The sequence below is a fragment of the Staphylococcus sp. HMSC34G04 genome (genome assembly GCF_001838765.1).
In the GTDB taxonomy this organism is placed as follows: domain Bacteria; phylum Bacillota; class Bacilli; order Staphylococcales; family Staphylococcaceae; genus Staphylococcus; species Staphylococcus epidermidis.
Genome location: NZ_KV838762.1, coordinates 68,282 through 84,467, shown reverse-complemented (window position 1 = coordinate 84,467; position 16,186 = coordinate 68,282). Strand labels below are relative to the sequence as shown.

The following is a 16,186-nucleotide window of genomic DNA, read 5'->3' as shown; positions in this document are numbered from 1 at the left end:
TAAAATGGAGCGGGTGATGGGAATCGAACCCACAACATCAGCTTGGAAGGCTGAGGTTTTGCCATTAAACTACACCCGCATGTATATATAAAATTCAATTTGGTCGGCCGAGAGGACTTGAACCTCCACGGGATTAACTCCCACTAGGCCCTCAACCTAGCGCGTCTGCCATTCCGCCACGACCGCTGGCAAAACGCATAATTAGAATTTAATTATCGAGAACATTAACTATTGTAAATGCTTTGTTACGTTTTGTCAATAATAATTTAACTTTATATTAATAAAATTAATTAGCACTTAATAATAGAACCTCTTATTAAGACAACGATAACTATGATATATCACAACAATTACATTGTCAATGCTTTTACACCCTATAATTTATTTTTTTGTAACACTATACACAAGGCGAATTATATAGCATTACATCGTAAATCGTTCTACAATATTATCTTAAACTTCAATTAACAAATACAAGTATGTTCTTTTTAATTATTTTACTACCATAACGTAAGTCAAAGTTAACTAAAAATACTTTTATATGGAGAATAAAAATGTAAAAAAAGTCACATCATCATATTCAAATCATCGGTTATTACTTTACAATTAATTAAGACACCTAATGATAAATTTAATAGACAACAATTATCAAACGTATAATTTATGATTGTTAACATTTCAATTTTCAGTATTAAATCAAAAACTGTGAGATAATTTAATGGTTTCTCAATGATTCAAAGTAAAATTACATATCTGTTACATCTTATTTTAATAATTGTTCGCCCTTACACGGCTACTTTTTAAATATATCTTCAAGTCATATCATAGAAAAACCTGAGACATTATAAATGACCCAGGTTAAATTTATATAGAATTAGTACAAGTACTCTTTTATCAATTTTAACAACCTATTTTCAAAACAAAATGGTGATTTAAATTCTATCACTTTCTTGTTTGAAGAAGTTTTAAAATACCTCCACATCGTCCACAACGCATTTTTTCCAGATTCACACGCTTTATACGAATAAATTCTTGTTCACAATAGATGCATTTATATTTATAATTAGCTCTATCTTGATAAGATTCTGTCGGAGTACAAAATCTAGGTGCTCCTACTTTAGCGCTCAAAATTTTGAATGCTTTATCACGATGTTGATATCCTTCACCAGATAAATGAAGAAAATAATGACACAGTTCATGTTTTATGATATCAATGACAGCTTTTTCTCCAAACATTTCATACTGTTTTGGATTTATTTCTATATTATGACTACTTAATATATACCTACCACCAGTGGTACGTAAACGCTTATTATAATATACCTCGTGCTTAAAAGCTTTGCCAAAATACTTTATCGCTATACTTTCAGTAAGGCTTTGTAATGCTAAATTATTCATTTGGGTCAACCATTGTCAATGAAACTTTGCCTTTATTTTCATCTATATCTAAAATCCAAACTTCTACAATATCTCCTACACTTATCATATCCATTGGATTTTTAACGAATTTCTTAGATAATTTTGATATGTGTACTAGCCCGTCTTGTTTAACACCGATATCTACAAATGCTCCAAAGTCAACAACATTTCTTACTGTGCCATTCAATTTCATGCCTTTAGATAAATCTTCAATCGATAATACATCTGACTTCAAAATAGGTGTTTCAAATTCATCTCTTGGATCTCTATTAGGTGCAATCAATGATTGTATTATATCTTTTAATGTAGGTTCACCAATATTTAATTGAGACACAAGAGTTGAAATATTAACATTTGATAACGTGTTTTTGAGTTTAACGGAACCTATATCTTGTGTAGTTAAATCTAATTGATGAAGCATGCGATATGCAACATCGTAACTTTCAGGGTGTATTGCAGTATTATCTAAAGGTTCTTTACCATCAACAATTCTTAAAAAACCAATACTTTGCTCAAAGGTTTTTGCGCCTAAACGTTTAATCCTACTAATTTCTTTATGATGTTTTATAGGTCCGTTTTCTTCTCTATAATCAATAATATTTTGAGCAATAGTTGATGTGAGACCTGATACATATTGTAATAAGGATTTAGAAGCAGTATTCACATCCACACCAACTTGATTGACGGCAGTCTCCACTACAAACGTTAAAGCCCTACTTAAATCTTTTTGATTGACATCATGTTGGTACTGTCCTACTCCTATAGATTTAGGATCTATTTTAACAAGTTCACTTAAAGGATCCTGAACTCTTCTACCAATTGAAACTGCACTTCGTTCTTCTACTTGAAAATCTGGAAATTCTTGTCTAGCAATTTCTGATGCTGAATAAACTGATGCGCCAGCTTCATTGACTATGATAAATTGTGCTTGAAGTTGATATTTTTTTATTACTTGAGCTACAAATTGTTCAGTTTCTCTACTAGCAGTACCGTTACCAATCGCTAAAAGTTCAATATCATAGTCACTTATCATCTTGACTAGTTCTTTTTCTGCTGACTCAATTTTTGATATTGGTGGATGAGGATAAATAACACCTTTAGCAATAAAGGTACCAAATGGATTGACGACAGCAAGTTTGCACCCTGTTCTAAATGCTGGATCTACTCCAAGAATTTGTTTACCCTTCATTGGTGGTTGTAGTAATAAATTTCTAAGATTTTCACTAAATACATCTATTGCATGAGATTCTGCATTTTGTGTTAAATCTCCTCTAATTTCTCTTTCTATTGAAGGAAGAATTAATCGCTTGAGACTATCCTGAATAGCCTCTTTAATAAACGGAGTTGCCTCATTTTGAGTTTTTATCTCAACATTTTCTATTTCTCTTTGAATACGTGTCGTATCAAAATCAATTTTTATTGATAATACTTTTTCTTTTTCTCCTCGATTCATCGCCAAAACACGATGATTTGCAATACGTTTAATTGGTTCATTGTAATCATAGTACATAGAAAATGTTTGTTTCTCATCTTCGGCTTTTTTCTTTTTCGAGGAAACAATTAGTCCCTGATTATAAACATCTTTAAGTATTTTAGAGCGATATTGAGGATTATCCGAAATACGTTCAGCTATAATATCTTTAGCCCCTTCTATTGCATCTTCAATTGTAGTCACTTCATCATTTAAGAATAATCGGGCTTTATCTTCAATTTTTGAATCCAATTTTGATTGTGAAAACCAGTCTGCTAAATCTTCTAACCCTTTTCTTTTAGCTTCAGTTGCACGTGTTTTCTTTTTTTGTTTATATGGACGATACAAATCCTCAACTCTTTGTAGCTTCGTCTGTGTTAATATGTCTTGCTTTAATTCTGAAGTTAATAGACCTTGTTGATCAATATTATGTATTACCTCTTCTTTACGTTTTTGAAGATTTAACATATAGTTATATTCATCATTGATTTGTTTAATTTCTACTTCATCAAGTCCACCTGTAGCTTCTTTACGATATCTCGCTATAAATGGAACCGTATTGTTTTCTTTCAACAATTTTAAAACTGCTTTAATTTGTTTTTCCGAAAATTGATATTTACTTACAATTGTTTCAATTAAACTGTTATCCATTTGTTTTTTCTACCACGCTTTTCTTTAAAATTACTTATTTATCTTAACATAATAATTAAATTTGATTTTCTAGCGCTTTATTTTAATCAGAGTGCCTAGTAAAAATAGAGGTATAATTCAAATTGATAAAATTCATTCGAATAGTATCAAACGTTTCATATAACTAATACTAATTTTTAATTTTATCAAACCTTACAAATACAAATATAAGAAAACCTGAAATGAACTATTTTTTAAATTCATTCCAGGCTATTATAACGGATTTAATTACCAACACTGTTAACAACTCGTTTATTGTCTTGCAGCTTCTTGTAATTTTTTTACTGCAGTACGTTGCAAACGTGAAACATGCATTTGACTAAGACCAATTCTTTCACCAGTCTCTTTTTGGCTAAGACCTTCAATAAAAGTACATTGTATGATTTGTCTTTCTCTCTCCGACAAAATAGGTAAAATACGCTCTAATATCATACGCTTTTCCGTTAAATCATAATTATCATCTTGTTGTCCCATAATATCTAATAATGTAACTGTCGAACCATCTTTATCTGCTTCTATAGAGTGATCCACACTCAGGGCATTGTAACTCTGACCCATCTCCATCGCTTCCAAAACTTCTTCATCTGAAACTTCTAAGCGTTGTGCGATTTCACTAATAGATGGTGAACGTTCAAGTTCATTTGTTAATTCATCACTAACTTTTTTTATTCTTGGACCGATTTCTTTAATACGTCTAGGTACATGAACACTCCATGTTTTATCTCGTAAATATCTTTTAATCTCACCAATAACTGTTGGTACTAAGAAGGCTTCAAACTTACGATCAAATGATAAGTCAAATCTATTAATAGCACCTATTAGACCAACCATACCCACTTGAACTAAATCTTCATGATGTGATTGTCCCTTAGAATATTTATAAGCTAAAGATTCAATTAGCTTACGATAATGTTTTACTAATTTATCTTGAGCTAGGCTATCTTCGTTTTCTTGATGTTGTTTAATCCATTGGTTAATTTGTTCAGGTGATACTTCACTAGCTGATTTCGACTCTTTCGCCATTATTTCGCACCTGCTCTTTTTTTATATACTTAATCATACTGATTGTTACACCAGATTCTTTATAAACAGTAACTTCATCCATTAAAGACTCAATTAAAAATAATCCCAGACCACCCTCACGTAGAAAATCAATATTTTCGTTATCATTATATGGACCTAAATGTGATTTTGTAGCTTCATAATCAAAACTTTCTCCTTGATCTGAAATAACGATTTTAATTCTATCATCAAATATTTCAAAACAAAGATTAATCATACCTGTTTCAGAATTTTTTTTATATGCATGTTTAACCGCATTGGTCACCGCTTCACTCACTGCTATTTTAGAATCCTCTATATCATCGTAAGATGCGCCAGCTCTTGAAATTACCCCTGAAAGCGTCAAACGTATTAAACTTACGTATTCTGCAGAAGCTGGCAACCGCATTTCAATATAATCTTGTGTAGATTGCATGTTATTCTACCTCCGTTCCTTCATTAACATGCATTAAATCTTTTAATCCTGTAATATCAAACAATCTACCTATCCGCTCTGAGACACCTAAGATATAGAGATTTTTATCATTTTGATTTAATGCTTTTAATGTGCCTACGAATAAACCGAGGCCTGTTGAATCCATATAGCTCACATTAGCTAAGTTAACGTGAACATCATGTGTTCCTTCTTGTCTCATTGGTACTAGTACCTCTTCTAATTCAGGTACAGTATATACGTCCAATTCTCCACCAACTTTAACCTCATAAAAATCATCATGAGTTATTGTTTCAATATTTAGATTCATTTAATACACTCCTAGTCTTTATCAGATGTTTTTATCCTACATATGTACTCAAAATTACCTATACCCTACATGAATTAAATTTAATCTACATTTTATAATTTAGTTTACTCTTTTTATAATTAAAATAGTCATATCATCTTTTCTCGCAGGATTTTGTAATTTTAAAATAGCTTCGTAAATAATTTGCACAATATCCTGTGGATGCATATGCTTATATTTTTGAATTAAGTCTAACAACTTATCTTTATCAATAAAATTCCCCTCTACATCACGTGCCTCTGTGACACCATCAGTAAAAATAATGATTAAATCATCAAGGTAAATAGGAATCTCTTGTTGGCTGTAACGTGTTTTGGGGCTCACACCTAGAACTCTTCCTCGCACACCAATTTCCTCAAACGCTTCAGTTTCTGCGCGATATATATAGCCAGGTTCATGCCCAGCTGAGCTACAGTATAGAAGATGATTCATCTCTTCATACAGCCCATAAAACATTGTGACAAACATATTTTGGTTAACGTTCTTTTCAACAACACGGTTCAAACGCTTCAAACCATCACTAGGAAGTTGTGAATGTCCATAAGCATCCATGCCAAATTTTATCATACTCATAGCTAAAGCTGCTGGAATGCCTGAACCTATAACATCTGCCACAGCAAAACTCATTGTGCCATCTTTATGATCAATAAGATTAAAATAATCCCCACTTACTTTTTGTGCAGCAACAGATATCACTCCTATTTGAATGCTATCAAATTGTGGAATATCAGCTTTCAGCATAGTCTGTTGAAGTCTTGAGGCTAAATCCATTTCTTTATCGTGGACTTGAAGCTTATTAACAAGTCTTTGGTAATCTCGGTAACTATATCCAAATCCTTTAACGACTTCTTGTAACACATCGAGCGTTTCTAAAATATCTTCTTCTGCCAAATCTAATGTATTAATATAATCTTTATGTATCTCAACTATATCTTCAGGTAAAACATCTTTCTTTATAACTTCATTTGTGAATGCTTCACATTTCTTAATTAATAATGTTTTATTGTTAGTTATTAAACTTTCTTTAACAAGGGCTTTATAACTTTTTGTGAATTCTTCCACTAAATGTGCCTCCTTACTTCCACTTCAATATCCCATCAGTTTTATAACAATATGAAACCTTTATTTACTTTCTGCGAATAGCATAATTTTTTGGTGTTAAAACTTTGTTGATAGCTAAAAAAGACTTTAGGAATGGATAACCTAAAGCCTTAAAAACTCAAGACATCCTTTTATAATAAATACATTTTCATAATAACTATAGTGATACGTCTTAAATCAAAGATAAATAGACATACCGACACCTATACGAGTGTTTAAATATCCTAATATTACTTAAACACTTAATTATTATAAAGTTATTGCCTTTTATTTCAATATTTTTTTATGTTTACTACATATATTTATTTAAGATTTATGATGATCAAAGTTATTTAATCCCAAACTAATATCTAAGGCATTATCAACCTCTATCATTTTACTATCTGATAAAAATGTTAATTTTTCTTTTAAACGCTTTTTATCTAGTGTTCTAATTTGTTCAAGAAGAATAACTGAATCTTTATCTAATTTATACTTTTTCTTTTCAATTTCTACGTGGGTTGGTATTTTCGCTTTATTAATCCTACCAGTAATCGCAGCTACAATTACAGTTGGACTATATTTATTACCAGTATCATTTTGAATGATAACTACAGGTCTTACTCCCCCTTGTTCAGACCCTTGAACTGGTGATAAATCCGCTAAATAAACATCTCCTCTTCTAATCATTCATTCTTGGAATTAGATATTAAATGTGATTCGTTGCAATCACAAGCTTCACACTCTATCGGGAAAGCTTCTGTTGCTAGGGAGAGGTTTAAATCGGCCATTTGTGCATAACCTTCTTTTAAAGATTGTTCAAGACTGTGGTTTCTATTTTGATTAAAAGATAACATGAAAAGAACCTCCATCTGATTCCAAAAGTTGTTATATTAGCATCAATTTAGTTTTATAATAACAAATTTCCTAATCAGTGACTATACTATTTTAACAATTCGTTTGTAACCTCTTCATTATTATCATAATAATATATTCTTGGAAGACGTCTTGATAAATTACATAATACTTCGTAGTTAATTGTACCTTGTTTATTCGCTACTGCTTCAGCTGATTGTGGTGAATCAACATGATTATCCATAAGTATTACTTTTTCACCCGTTTTTACATGAGAAGGAACCTTAACTATCATTTGGTCCATACAAATACGTCCAATGACTTCACATTGATTCCCGTTAACATTGACGAACGCACCTTGCATCGATCTTAAATATCCGTCGGCATACCCAATAGGTAAAATTGCAATTGTCATTTCTTCAGCAGCAGTATATGTACGTCCATAACTAACAGTTTCACCAGCTTTTAGCGTTTTGACTTGAACCGTTTCTGATACTAACTGCGCACTCGGTCTTAAATGAACTTTTACATTATCTTTAACATATTCTGAAGGATAGTATCCATAAAGAGAGATTCCTAATCTTATTGCATTACAAAATTGACCATCCATGAGTAGTGATCCAGCAGAATTTTGACAATGAATATAGATTGGTTTCTCAACTTGATTAACCATCTCTTTGAACAAAGTATATTGTTCGTTCATAGAACTTCCAGGTTCATCTGCACTCGCAAAATGTGTGTAAACGCCTTCAAAAACTAAATGATTTCTTTTATTAATTAGGTCAACCACTTCTTTATATTCATATATATCTTTCATTCCAATTCGGCCCATACCAGTATCTAATTTTACATGTAGCCATAAATTTTTTTGGTTATCATCAGGAATTTGCTTGATAGTTTCCTTCAACCATGCTTTAGAAGGTACTGTTAAAGCAACACGATGCTGTATAGCCTTCTCAATGTCTTCTGTTGGAACAACACCTAAAACTAATAATTTAGCATCAACTCCATGCATTCTTAATTCTATTGCTTCATCAAGTGTAGCCACCGCAAAAAATGTTGCACCATGACGCATTAAATGTTGTGCTATTTTCACACTTCCTAATCCATATCCATTAGCTTTAATAACTGAAATGACAGTTTTATTAGCGTGTAATTGATTGAAATTTTGATAATTTGCTAAAATTGCATCTAAATTCACATTTAAATATGTTGCTCTATAAAACTTCTCTGACATATACATGTCCTCCTTGAAACTACTTACTTTATCTTATTTCTGATGATTAAAAATTCTATCTAATTTTCATTCGTTTTTTTCAAGAATAACTTGACTCATAGCATAATTCTCAGTATGTGTAATACTCACATGTGTATCAAAACCAGGATAATCAATACATGGTTTACCTAGTGCATCGTTGTAACAGTTAATATCCTGAAACGATACTGATTTCCCCAACCCAGTACCTAAGGCCTTACTAAATGCCTCTTTCACAGTAAAGCGACCAGCTAAAAATTCTAACCTACGTTGCTCATGTGTATACTGATTTAATTTGTCCCTTTCCTCTATAGTAAGTATTCTTTCAATAAATTTTGTTTGATTCTGAAGATTTTTAATTCGTTTAATTTCTATTAGATCTATACCTATTCCATAAATCACTTGTATCGCCTCTTTAGTATATCATCAATAATCTTTTATCAAGTCTTTAATATATCATCGTTTATTTTTTCTGATGAAGCTACATTTGTCGTTATTGATTTTTGTTGTTTAATTTGTTTTTTTAATCTTTGTGCTTCTCGAATATCTATCAAAGCTATTTCAGAATTCCCCCCAGCAGTTGATAAAGACAGCGAAGCGAGTTGGAACTTTCTCATGATAAATCCCTCAACAATATCTATATTTTGTATTCTAAAGTATGGGATGACGTGCACATCTATAAAAATGATACCTTCTCTAATATGTATTTCTTTATCATCTAAAAAATATCTAAGATGTTTAAACTTAAACCAAGGCACTAGAATCATGAATAAAATACAAACTATTGTAGTTAAAATTATTGCTCCAATTATTAAATTTTTAGTATTAATAAAATGGAATTTTAATTCATTAAGCAATATTAAAATAGACAATGCTATCACTAATAAAAGTGTCCAAAAAGCACCACTAATTCTCATTACTTTAATACCATTTTGGTGCATATATTTATAAGACTTCATGAGTATCACCTTTCATGTACCAATTTTTGAGTTTAAGAACATTATCTACTTCACTAAACTTCAAGCCAATATTTTGCCTACTACTACCTTTAGCAATAACAAATTGAAAATTTGCGAGTTGGCTTCTTTCAAGAAAGGGATGTTGACTAATAGCCATTCCTAAGACTTTTTCTTTTTTAACATAAAATCTCTTAATATTTAATATAGACGCTTTTTGTACAACTAGCTCTGATTCGCTAAAAGAAAAACCACTAAAACGTGTATAAAGTATAGCGTAAACAAAAAATAATGAGATTGGTAATAAAGCTATAATTAAAGACCATAAAGACCACATATACCATCCAATAATGCCCATACCAATAAGACACAAGGAAGGAATTAAAAAGTGACGATGAAATCCTTTTAAAGGCATACCAATTTTAGCATGATTAAATGTCATCTCAGGAACTAAAGGCCTAATCACTTTATATGCCTCTTTTCTTGGAATAAACGGTAAAATCATAATTCTTCCGTCATTATCAGTGGGTTCCCCTTCAGTGCCATCTATATCGCTTGTAATATAGAAATGTATAGATGTATAACCAAATAATTTTCGTATAAAAGATTGATGTTCAAGTACACCTTGCAGTCGGTCAGTTGGTACAGTGATATTTTTCTTCGTAAATAATCCATATTGAATTTTAAGTTGATGATTTTCTTGAATAACTCGATATCCATAAAACTTAATTAAGTACATGACAGTTCCGATTATATAACTTAATAATAACACTAGTATGACAATAAAAATGACAATGAAATATATCGTTTTAAATACTGAAGATATTTCTTCACCAAATTTATCCCATGGAATAACACTTGAGAGACTGCCAATAATAGGGGATAGCGTCACAAAAGCAAGCGCTATAGCTCCACTTGTCATAGACATAAATAATAGTTGCTTAAAAGGCATTTTAAATATGGCATATTGGGGCTTGGCATGTTGCTGATATGTCTGAGTATGGTTCTCTTCATTTAACTCTTTAGCTTCTTGATTTACCTGGTTATTCATGCGTTCTTGAATAGATTGCAATTCTTGTTCAATAACTTCACTTTGCTTTTTTGAAATTGTCCCTAACTCTATGCCATCACTAGGTGTTTTAATGATGAGTTCAACACCGCCAACAATCTGATTAATCAAACCTTGAGACGTATCTGCAGATTGTATGCGACTAATATTAAGTTCTTTTCGTTCCTTATTAAAAACACCAGTAGTTAATATAAAATGATCCTCTTCAATCCAATATCGTGTATTATAAACCTTAATAATATTATGAATGAAGCCGATAGAAAATATCAAAGTCATTATACCTGGAATAATATAAGACGAAAAATCATCATATTTAAAATCTTTTATATTAAATAAAAAGATGATAATTACAATGAAATTTGATTTAATCACACTAATCAAGCCATCAATATAAGAAATTGGATGTAGCTTTTGCGGACTATACATCGTCATTGGCACCTCTCAATCTCAATAGTATTTGTTGTTGAATATTTTGTGCTTCTTTCTCAGATATTATTGGAAATGAGATTGTATGACCTGCAGTAAATAAAGTTACAGAATTAAGATTTAATTTTTTTGATAACGGATTAGTTCCAATATCAATAAATTGTATTCTCTCTATTTTGCTTAATTCTTCTTTCTTAAAAATAAATAATCTTTTTAAAATGACAAAATCTTCGTGAATTTTATAATAACGATATCTATATTTAATTAGTGGAGATATACAAGTGTTTAAAATCGATAACAAACCTAGCCCAAGAAAGATGTATGATGTAAAAGGCCACCAATGATTTAAAAAACTAAAATACAAAAGTAAACTGAATATTATAAGCAAAATAAATAATCCTATACAACTAGTGATGTAATAGTACTTTAGCGCTTGGATTGGACTTCTATGAAACGTACTATCATTTTTCATAAATGTACTCCTTTTCAAGATTTACCCACATTATAGCATAGTGATAATAAAGTCTAAAAAATAACAGCGACCAATATTTTCAATGTATTATTTATTAAAAAATAATTTATTTCCATACAAAAATGAAAAAATTCATATCGACACGTCACACCTAATATATAATAAGATTTATGCTCAATACATATGTACTTTTTAATCCGTATAAATAAAAATGCCTGAGACAAAAAATATTATCTCAGGCTAGTTAATTAATTTATTTTTGGTGATCTGCAAATGTGCGACCTTTTAGTGATTGATTACCAATTTTTTGTTGCTTATCTCTACGGTCAAATTTCTTTGAATTTTTCTTTTTACTTGATTGACCTTTAGAACCTTTTGATCGTCTATTTTTATTATCAAACTTACCATTACCACGTTTATGATTACTTCTTCTAAAACCGCCTTTACTACTGCGATTTTTACGTGCTAACGGTTTTTCAAATGTTAATTGTACTTCCACTTCATCGTTAGCTTCTACAAGTTCTTGAAGTAAAGAGGCTACTAATTCTGTACTATCATATTCTTTAAGTAATTCACTTGATATTCTTTGTAAACGCGGCTCGTTCTCTCTTGACATCCAGTTTTGAACTCTATCTTTAATATCATCTTCACGCGCTTTAAGCACCTCTTTACGATGTGGAGGTCTTAATGCTTTCATTCGACGATTATTGACATCTTCAATTTGTCGAATATAATCCATCTCAATTGGATTTACAAAAGTAACTGCAATACCTTCTTTTCCTGCTCGACCGGTACGTCCAATACGGTGAGTATAACTTTCTGTATCTTGAGGGATATCAAAATTATAAACATGACTCACACCAGAAATATCAAGACCACGTGCAGCAACATCTGTAGCAACTAAAATATCTATTTGATCGTTCTTAAATTTCTTCAATACTTCTAGACGTTTCGCTTGGGTAATATCGCCATGTAAACCTTCTGCTTTGTATCCTTTAGATAATAGCGCGCTTGTTAATTCATCTACGCGGCGTTTAGTACGACCAAAGACAATCGCCAATTCAGGCTGATGAACATCTAAAAAGTTTGTAAATGTATCAAATTTCTCTAATTCTTTAACGATTGTATAATATTCATCAATTTGAGGATCTGACATTTCATTATTCATTGTCTTAATTATTTTAGGAGCTTTCATAAACTGTTGTACCAATTCTTGGATTGCTTTTGGCATGGTAGCTGAAAATAACATAGTTTGACGTTGCTCAGCTGGAATTTTATCCATAATAAATCTCATATCATCGATGAATCCCATATTCATCATTTCATCTGCTTCATCTAAAATAAGCGTGTGAATTCCCTGAGTTTTAAGTGTACGACGATTAAGATGATCAATAACTCTTCCTGGCGTACCTACTACAATTTGAGGGCCTCTTTTTAATGCTTTAATCTGTCTTTCAATAGGCATACCGCCAAAGACTGTAACAACTTGTACTTTTTGACCTTTACTGAACTCTCTTAATTGCTCAGCTACTTGCATAGCAAGCTCTCTCGTTGGCGCAAGAATTAATGATTGAACACCCTGTTGGCCTACAACTTTCTCAATTAAAGGTATACCAAACGCCCCTGTTTTCCCAGTACCAGTTTGGGCTTGTCCAAGGATGTCATCTCCTTCTAACGCGTAAGGGATGCTATCTTTTTGGATAGGTGTCGGTTCTTTAAACCCCATTGCTTCCAATGTTTGAACCGTTTTATCCGAAATCCCTAGTTCTTTAAAATTTTGCAAAATAATTCTCCTTTTACGTGTATATTTCTTAATATGCTTTTTTACATATATGGTCACTTATGTTTTATCAACTTCTATATAGTACCACCTTAAAAATATTATAGCAATAAAGCAATTTCACACATTTACTGTTTTCAATGTAATTCATCAAACAATTTAACTTTCAAAAAGGTCGTGCAATATGTAATGTAAGCGTTTTGCATGATTTACTAAAAAAATAAAAGCATGCGTTGAAAGTAACATCCAAATTAATTTACAGATGCTCATTCATTGCATGCTTTAAAATTAGATTTTATATTACAACAATGCGTCAACAACTTCCTCAAGCTTCATACCCCGTGAACCTTTAACTAAGACTTTGTCCTCTGGTTTAACTTGAGATATTAACGTCTGAATTAACTGTTCTTTTTGATCAAAGTGTTTTGCTTCTTTAACAAAAATTTTACCACTGTCATGGATATAACTGGCTTCTTTACCAAATGTATATAAAACATCTATATTTTTATCTTTCAAATATTCACCAACTTGTTTGTGCATCACTTGACTATTAGGTCCTAATTCAAGTACATCTGCTAATATTAAAATTTTTCGACCTTTCATGACACTTAATGTATCAATGGCAGCTTTCATACTTGTTGGACTTGCATTATATGCGTCATTAATTACTGTTACATTATTTGATGATTCATGTCTTTCCATTCTCATAGCAGTTAATTGCACGTTGTGAATATTATTTTGAATTATTGTTTCATTTAGGCCTAATTCATGTCCAATAGCAATTGCAATAGCAGCGTTTTTCATATTATGCGTGCCCAAAATTGGTAAATGATAGTGTTCTTTTTGATTGATAGTAAAATGAATACCTTCGTTTTTCACATCGTTCATATGACAAGTATATGTATTGTCTGAATTTAATCCAATGCTGATTAATTTCGCATCTTTAACTTGAGTAACATGAGGTTTTAATAAAGGTTCATCTCCGTCATAAATAAATATACCATTTGTTTTGAGACCAGTTGTTATTTCAAATTTAGCTTTTGCAATGCCTTCTCGCGATCCTAAATCTTGCATATGTGACTCACCAATGTTTGTGATGATCGCTATATCAGGTTGTGCGATGTTAGATAACAACTCTATTTGATGAAAACCTGACATTCCCATTTCTAGAATAGAAATTTCTGTGTCTTCATCAAGTTCTAGTAAAGTCAACGGCATTCCAATTTCATTATTATAATTTCCTTGTGTTTTCTTAACTTTAAATTCAGTTGATAATACACTTTCAATCATGTCTTTTGTGGTTGTTTTTCCATTAGAACCAGTGACCGCTATCACCTTAGGATTTACATGATTTAGATATGCTTTTGCCAATTGCTGTAAGGCTATTAAAGTATCTTCTACCCAAATAATAGGACCTTGAATCTCTTCAGAATACCTATTCTCTTTTTCACTAAAAACAGCTCCAGCACCATCGTTCAACGCTTGTGTAATAAAACGATGGCCATCAACATTCTCGCCTTTAAACGGTATAAATAACGACCCTTCGTTGATTTCCCGTGAATCAATTGAAACCCCATTTATTGTTTCTTTTAAATATTTTTCATCAATTTCACAATCTATCCAGTTTTTAATTTGCTCTAATGTGACGTTTATCATAACTAAAACCTCTAATAATCAATTTTATATTTATTTTTCTTTTTATCTTCATAACGTTCTTTAGCCAAATCAATCAATTTAGCAATTAAATCAGGGTAAGATAAGCCCATATTTTTCCATAAGTTTGGATACATACTATATGCAGTAAATCCTGGCATGGCATTTGTTTCATTGATATAAATTTGATTATCATCAGTAACAAAGAAATCTGCACGAACTAATCCCGAACAATCAGTAGCTTTAAAGGCCTCTAATGCCATGTTTCTTAATGTCATTTGAACATCTTGATCTAAATCTGCTGGAATATCTAATTTAATCTTACCGTCTTTATACTTTGATTTATAATCATAAAATGCTACATCCTTAACTACCTCACCAGGCCATGTTGTTTCGGGATAATCGTTACCTAAGACAGCTACTTCAATCTCTCTAGCATTAATTCCTTGTTCAATGACAAGTTTACGATCAAATTGGAATGCTTCAGCTATCCCAGATTTTAATTCTTCTTCATTGTTACATTTACTTATACCAACACTTGAACCGAGATTAGCAGGTTTTACAAATACCGGATATGTTAACTTATCATTAACTAATTTAATGATATTATTTTCATATTTTTCATACTCACTTCTTAAAAAGCTAATATAAGGTAATTGAGGTAAACCTCTATGCTCAAATAATTGTTTCATCACGAGTTTGTCCATTGAGCTTGAAGCAGCTAACACACCATTACCTACATATGGTATATCCAGTACTTCAAAAAGACCTTGGATAGTTCCATCTTCTCCATTTGGACCATGCAATAACGGGAACACTGCATCATATGATCTTCCTAAACTACCTTTACTGAGTAATTGTGAGATTTCTCCAGTTTCTACATCGTTAATGACGAGTTCGTCAGTATTTTTTATTTCTTGTGTAATATTATCTTTTTTCTTCCATTCACCATCGTTTGTTATATAAATGATATCAACTTGATATCGTTCTTTATCAATTGCGTTTAAAACATTTTGTGCAGTTAAAATTGAAACATCGTGTTCTGCACTTTTACCTCCAAAAACGATACAAATATTTTCTTTTGTCATTTCGTTTTCCTCCATTACAATTACAGTTCTTTTAGCCTTTTTCTTTGACGTAATTGTTTAATTGATCTTTTTATTTGCTACTTTAAGTTCATAACGACTTCTGAAACTTAATATTATCATATTTTGAA

The 16,186-nt window shown here is 31.2% G+C and carries 16 protein-coding genes and 2 tRNA genes; all 18 read right to left on the bottom strand.

What is annotated here, in order from left to right; genetic code table 11:
• Window positions 1-5: 5 nt before the first annotated feature.
• A tRNA-Gly gene (locus tag HMPREF3241_RS11020) sits at window positions 6-79 on the bottom strand.
• 22 nt (window positions 80-101) lie between these two features.
• A tRNA-Leu gene (locus HMPREF3241_RS11015) sits at window positions 102-186 on the bottom strand.
• A 756-nt stretch (window positions 187-942) separates the two neighbouring features.
• Entirely contained in the window at window positions 943-1,398 is a 456-nt protein-coding gene (locus tag HMPREF3241_RS11010; RefSeq protein WP_002447752.1) for a SprT family protein, read from the bottom strand.
• On the bottom strand, window positions 1,391-3,541 hold the full coding sequence (locus HMPREF3241_RS11005; protein WP_002447753.1) for a Tex family protein: 2,151 nt from the start codon (window positions 3,539-3,541) through the stop codon (window positions 1,391-1,393). The genes HMPREF3241_RS11010 and HMPREF3241_RS11005 overlap by 8 nt, the downstream gene beginning before the upstream one ends.
• A 291-nt stretch (window positions 3,542-3,832) precedes the next feature.
• On the bottom strand, window positions 3,833-4,603 hold the full coding sequence (gene sigB, locus HMPREF3241_RS11000; RefSeq protein WP_002447754.1) for an RNA polymerase sigma factor SigB: 771 nt from the start codon (window positions 4,601-4,603) through the stop codon (window positions 3,833-3,835).
• Window positions 4,578-5,057: an anti-sigma B factor RsbW gene (gene rsbW / locus HMPREF3241_RS10995; RefSeq protein ID WP_070853668.1), complete on the bottom strand. Its 480-nt coding sequence runs from the start codon at window positions 5,055-5,057 to the stop codon at window positions 4,578-4,580. The genes sigB and rsbW overlap by 26 nt, the downstream gene beginning before the upstream one ends.
• A gap of 1 nt (window position 5,058) precedes the next feature.
• Window positions 5,059-5,385, bottom strand: coding sequence for an anti-sigma factor antagonist (locus tag HMPREF3241_RS10990; protein ID WP_001829952.1), 327 nt, complete (start codon window positions 5,383-5,385; stop codon window positions 5,059-5,061).
• A gap of 99 nt (window positions 5,386-5,484) precedes the next feature.
• The gene (locus HMPREF3241_RS10985) at window positions 5,485-6,486 is read right to left on the bottom strand and encodes a PP2C family protein-serine/threonine phosphatase (protein ID WP_002447756.1); all 1,002 of its coding nucleotides are present in this window, start codon (window positions 6,484-6,486) and stop codon (window positions 5,485-5,487) included.
• A 345-nt stretch (window positions 6,487-6,831) separates the two neighbouring features.
• Entirely contained in the window at window positions 6,832-7,194 is a 363-nt protein-coding gene (locus HMPREF3241_RS10980) for a type II toxin-antitoxin system PemK/MazF family toxin (protein ID WP_002447757.1), read from the bottom strand.
• Entirely contained in the window at window positions 7,191-7,361 is a 171-nt protein-coding gene (gene mazE, locus HMPREF3241_RS10975; protein ID WP_001829931.1) for a type II toxin-antitoxin system antitoxin MazE, read from the bottom strand. Before mazE ends, HMPREF3241_RS10980 begins: the two co-directional genes overlap by 4 nt.
• 86 nt (window positions 7,362-7,447) lie before the next feature.
• Window positions 7,448-8,596, bottom strand: coding sequence for an alanine racemase (gene alr, locus HMPREF3241_RS10970; protein ID WP_002475027.1), 1,149 nt, complete (start codon window positions 8,594-8,596; stop codon window positions 7,448-7,450).
• Window positions 8,597-8,662: 66 nt separating this feature from the next.
• Window positions 8,663-9,016: a holo-ACP synthase gene (acpS, locus tag HMPREF3241_RS10965; protein ID WP_002447759.1), complete on the bottom strand. Its 354-nt coding sequence runs from the start codon at window positions 9,014-9,016 to the stop codon at window positions 8,663-8,665.
• A gap of 38 nt (window positions 9,017-9,054) precedes the next feature.
• The gene (locus tag HMPREF3241_RS10960) at window positions 9,055-9,573 is read right to left on the bottom strand and encodes a PH domain-containing protein (protein ID WP_002447760.1); all 519 of its coding nucleotides are present in this window, start codon (window positions 9,571-9,573) and stop codon (window positions 9,055-9,057) included.
• On the bottom strand, window positions 9,560-11,065 hold the full coding sequence (locus HMPREF3241_RS10955) for a PH domain-containing protein (RefSeq protein WP_002447761.1): 1,506 nt from the start codon (window positions 11,063-11,065) through the stop codon (window positions 9,560-9,562). The genes HMPREF3241_RS10960 and HMPREF3241_RS10955 overlap by 14 nt, the downstream gene beginning before the upstream one ends.
• Window positions 11,058-11,537, bottom strand: a complete 480-nt coding sequence (locus tag HMPREF3241_RS10950) for a PH domain-containing protein (protein ID WP_002447762.1) — start codon at window positions 11,535-11,537, stop codon at window positions 11,058-11,060. The genes HMPREF3241_RS10955 and HMPREF3241_RS10950 overlap by 8 nt, the downstream gene beginning before the upstream one ends.
• A gap of 253 nt (window positions 11,538-11,790) precedes the next feature.
• Window positions 11,791-13,320 carry a degradosome RNA helicase CshA gene (locus HMPREF3241_RS10945; protein ID WP_002495675.1) on the bottom strand — a complete coding sequence of 510 codons (1,530 nt, stop codon included), beginning with the start codon at window positions 13,318-13,320 and terminating at the stop codon, window positions 11,791-11,793.
• Between the two features lie 297 nt (window positions 13,321-13,617).
• Window positions 13,618-14,973, bottom strand: coding sequence for a UDP-N-acetylmuramoyl-tripeptide--D-alanyl-D-alanine ligase (murF, locus tag HMPREF3241_RS10940; RefSeq protein ID WP_002447764.1), 1,356 nt, complete (start codon window positions 14,971-14,973; stop codon window positions 13,618-13,620).
• 11 nt (window positions 14,974-14,984) lie between these two features.
• The gene (locus HMPREF3241_RS10935) at window positions 14,985-16,058 is read right to left on the bottom strand and encodes a D-alanine--D-alanine ligase (protein WP_002458698.1); all 1,074 of its coding nucleotides are present in this window, start codon (window positions 16,056-16,058) and stop codon (window positions 14,985-14,987) included.
• Window positions 16,059-16,186: the final 128 nt, after the last annotated feature.

Excerpts from the sequence above, each read along its gene's own strand:
- HMPREF3241_RS10990 (WP_001829952.1), bottom strand. The coding sequence starts at position 5,385 with ATGAATCTAAATATTGAAACAATAACTCATGATGATTTTTATGAGGTT.
- sigB (WP_002447754.1), bottom strand. The coding sequence starts at position 4,603 with ATGGCGAAAGAGTCGAAATCAGCTAGTGAAGTATCACCTGAACAAATT.
- mazE (WP_001829931.1), bottom strand. The coding sequence starts at position 7,361 with ATGTTATCTTTTAATCAAAATAGAAACCACAGTCTTGAACAATCTTTA.
- HMPREF3241_RS11010 (WP_002447752.1), bottom strand. The coding sequence starts at position 1,398 with ATGAATAATTTAGCATTACAAAGCCTTACTGAAAGTATAGCGATAAAG.
- HMPREF3241_RS10980 (WP_002447757.1), bottom strand. The coding sequence starts at position 7,194 with ATGATTAGAAGAGGAGATGTTTATTTAGCGGATTTATCACCAGTTCAA.
- HMPREF3241_RS10950 (WP_002447762.1), bottom strand. The coding sequence starts at position 11,537 with ATGAAAAATGATAGTACGTTTCATAGAAGTCCAATCCAAGCGCTAAAG.
- HMPREF3241_RS10935 (WP_002458698.1), bottom strand. The coding sequence starts at position 16,058 with ATGACAAAAGAAAATATTTGTATCGTTTTTGGAGGTAAAAGTGCAGAA.
- HMPREF3241_RS10955 (WP_002447761.1), bottom strand. The coding sequence starts at position 11,065 with ATGTATAGTCCGCAAAAGCTACATCCAATTTCTTATATTGATGGCTTG.
- murF (WP_002447764.1), bottom strand. The coding sequence starts at position 14,973 with ATGATAAACGTCACATTAGAGCAAATTAAAAACTGGATAGATTGTGAA.
- alr (WP_002475027.1), bottom strand. The coding sequence starts at position 8,596 with ATGTCAGAGAAGTTTTATAGAGCAACATATTTAAATGTGAATTTAGAT.
- HMPREF3241_RS10960 (WP_002447760.1), bottom strand. The coding sequence starts at position 9,573 with ATGAAGTCTTATAAATATATGCACCAAAATGGTATTAAAGTAATGAGA.
- HMPREF3241_RS11005 (WP_002447753.1), bottom strand. The coding sequence starts at position 3,541 with ATGGATAACAGTTTAATTGAAACAATTGTAAGTAAATATCAATTTTCG.
- rsbW (WP_070853668.1), bottom strand. The coding sequence starts at position 5,057 with ATGCAATCTACACAAGATTATATTGAAATGCGGTTGCCAGCTTCTGCA.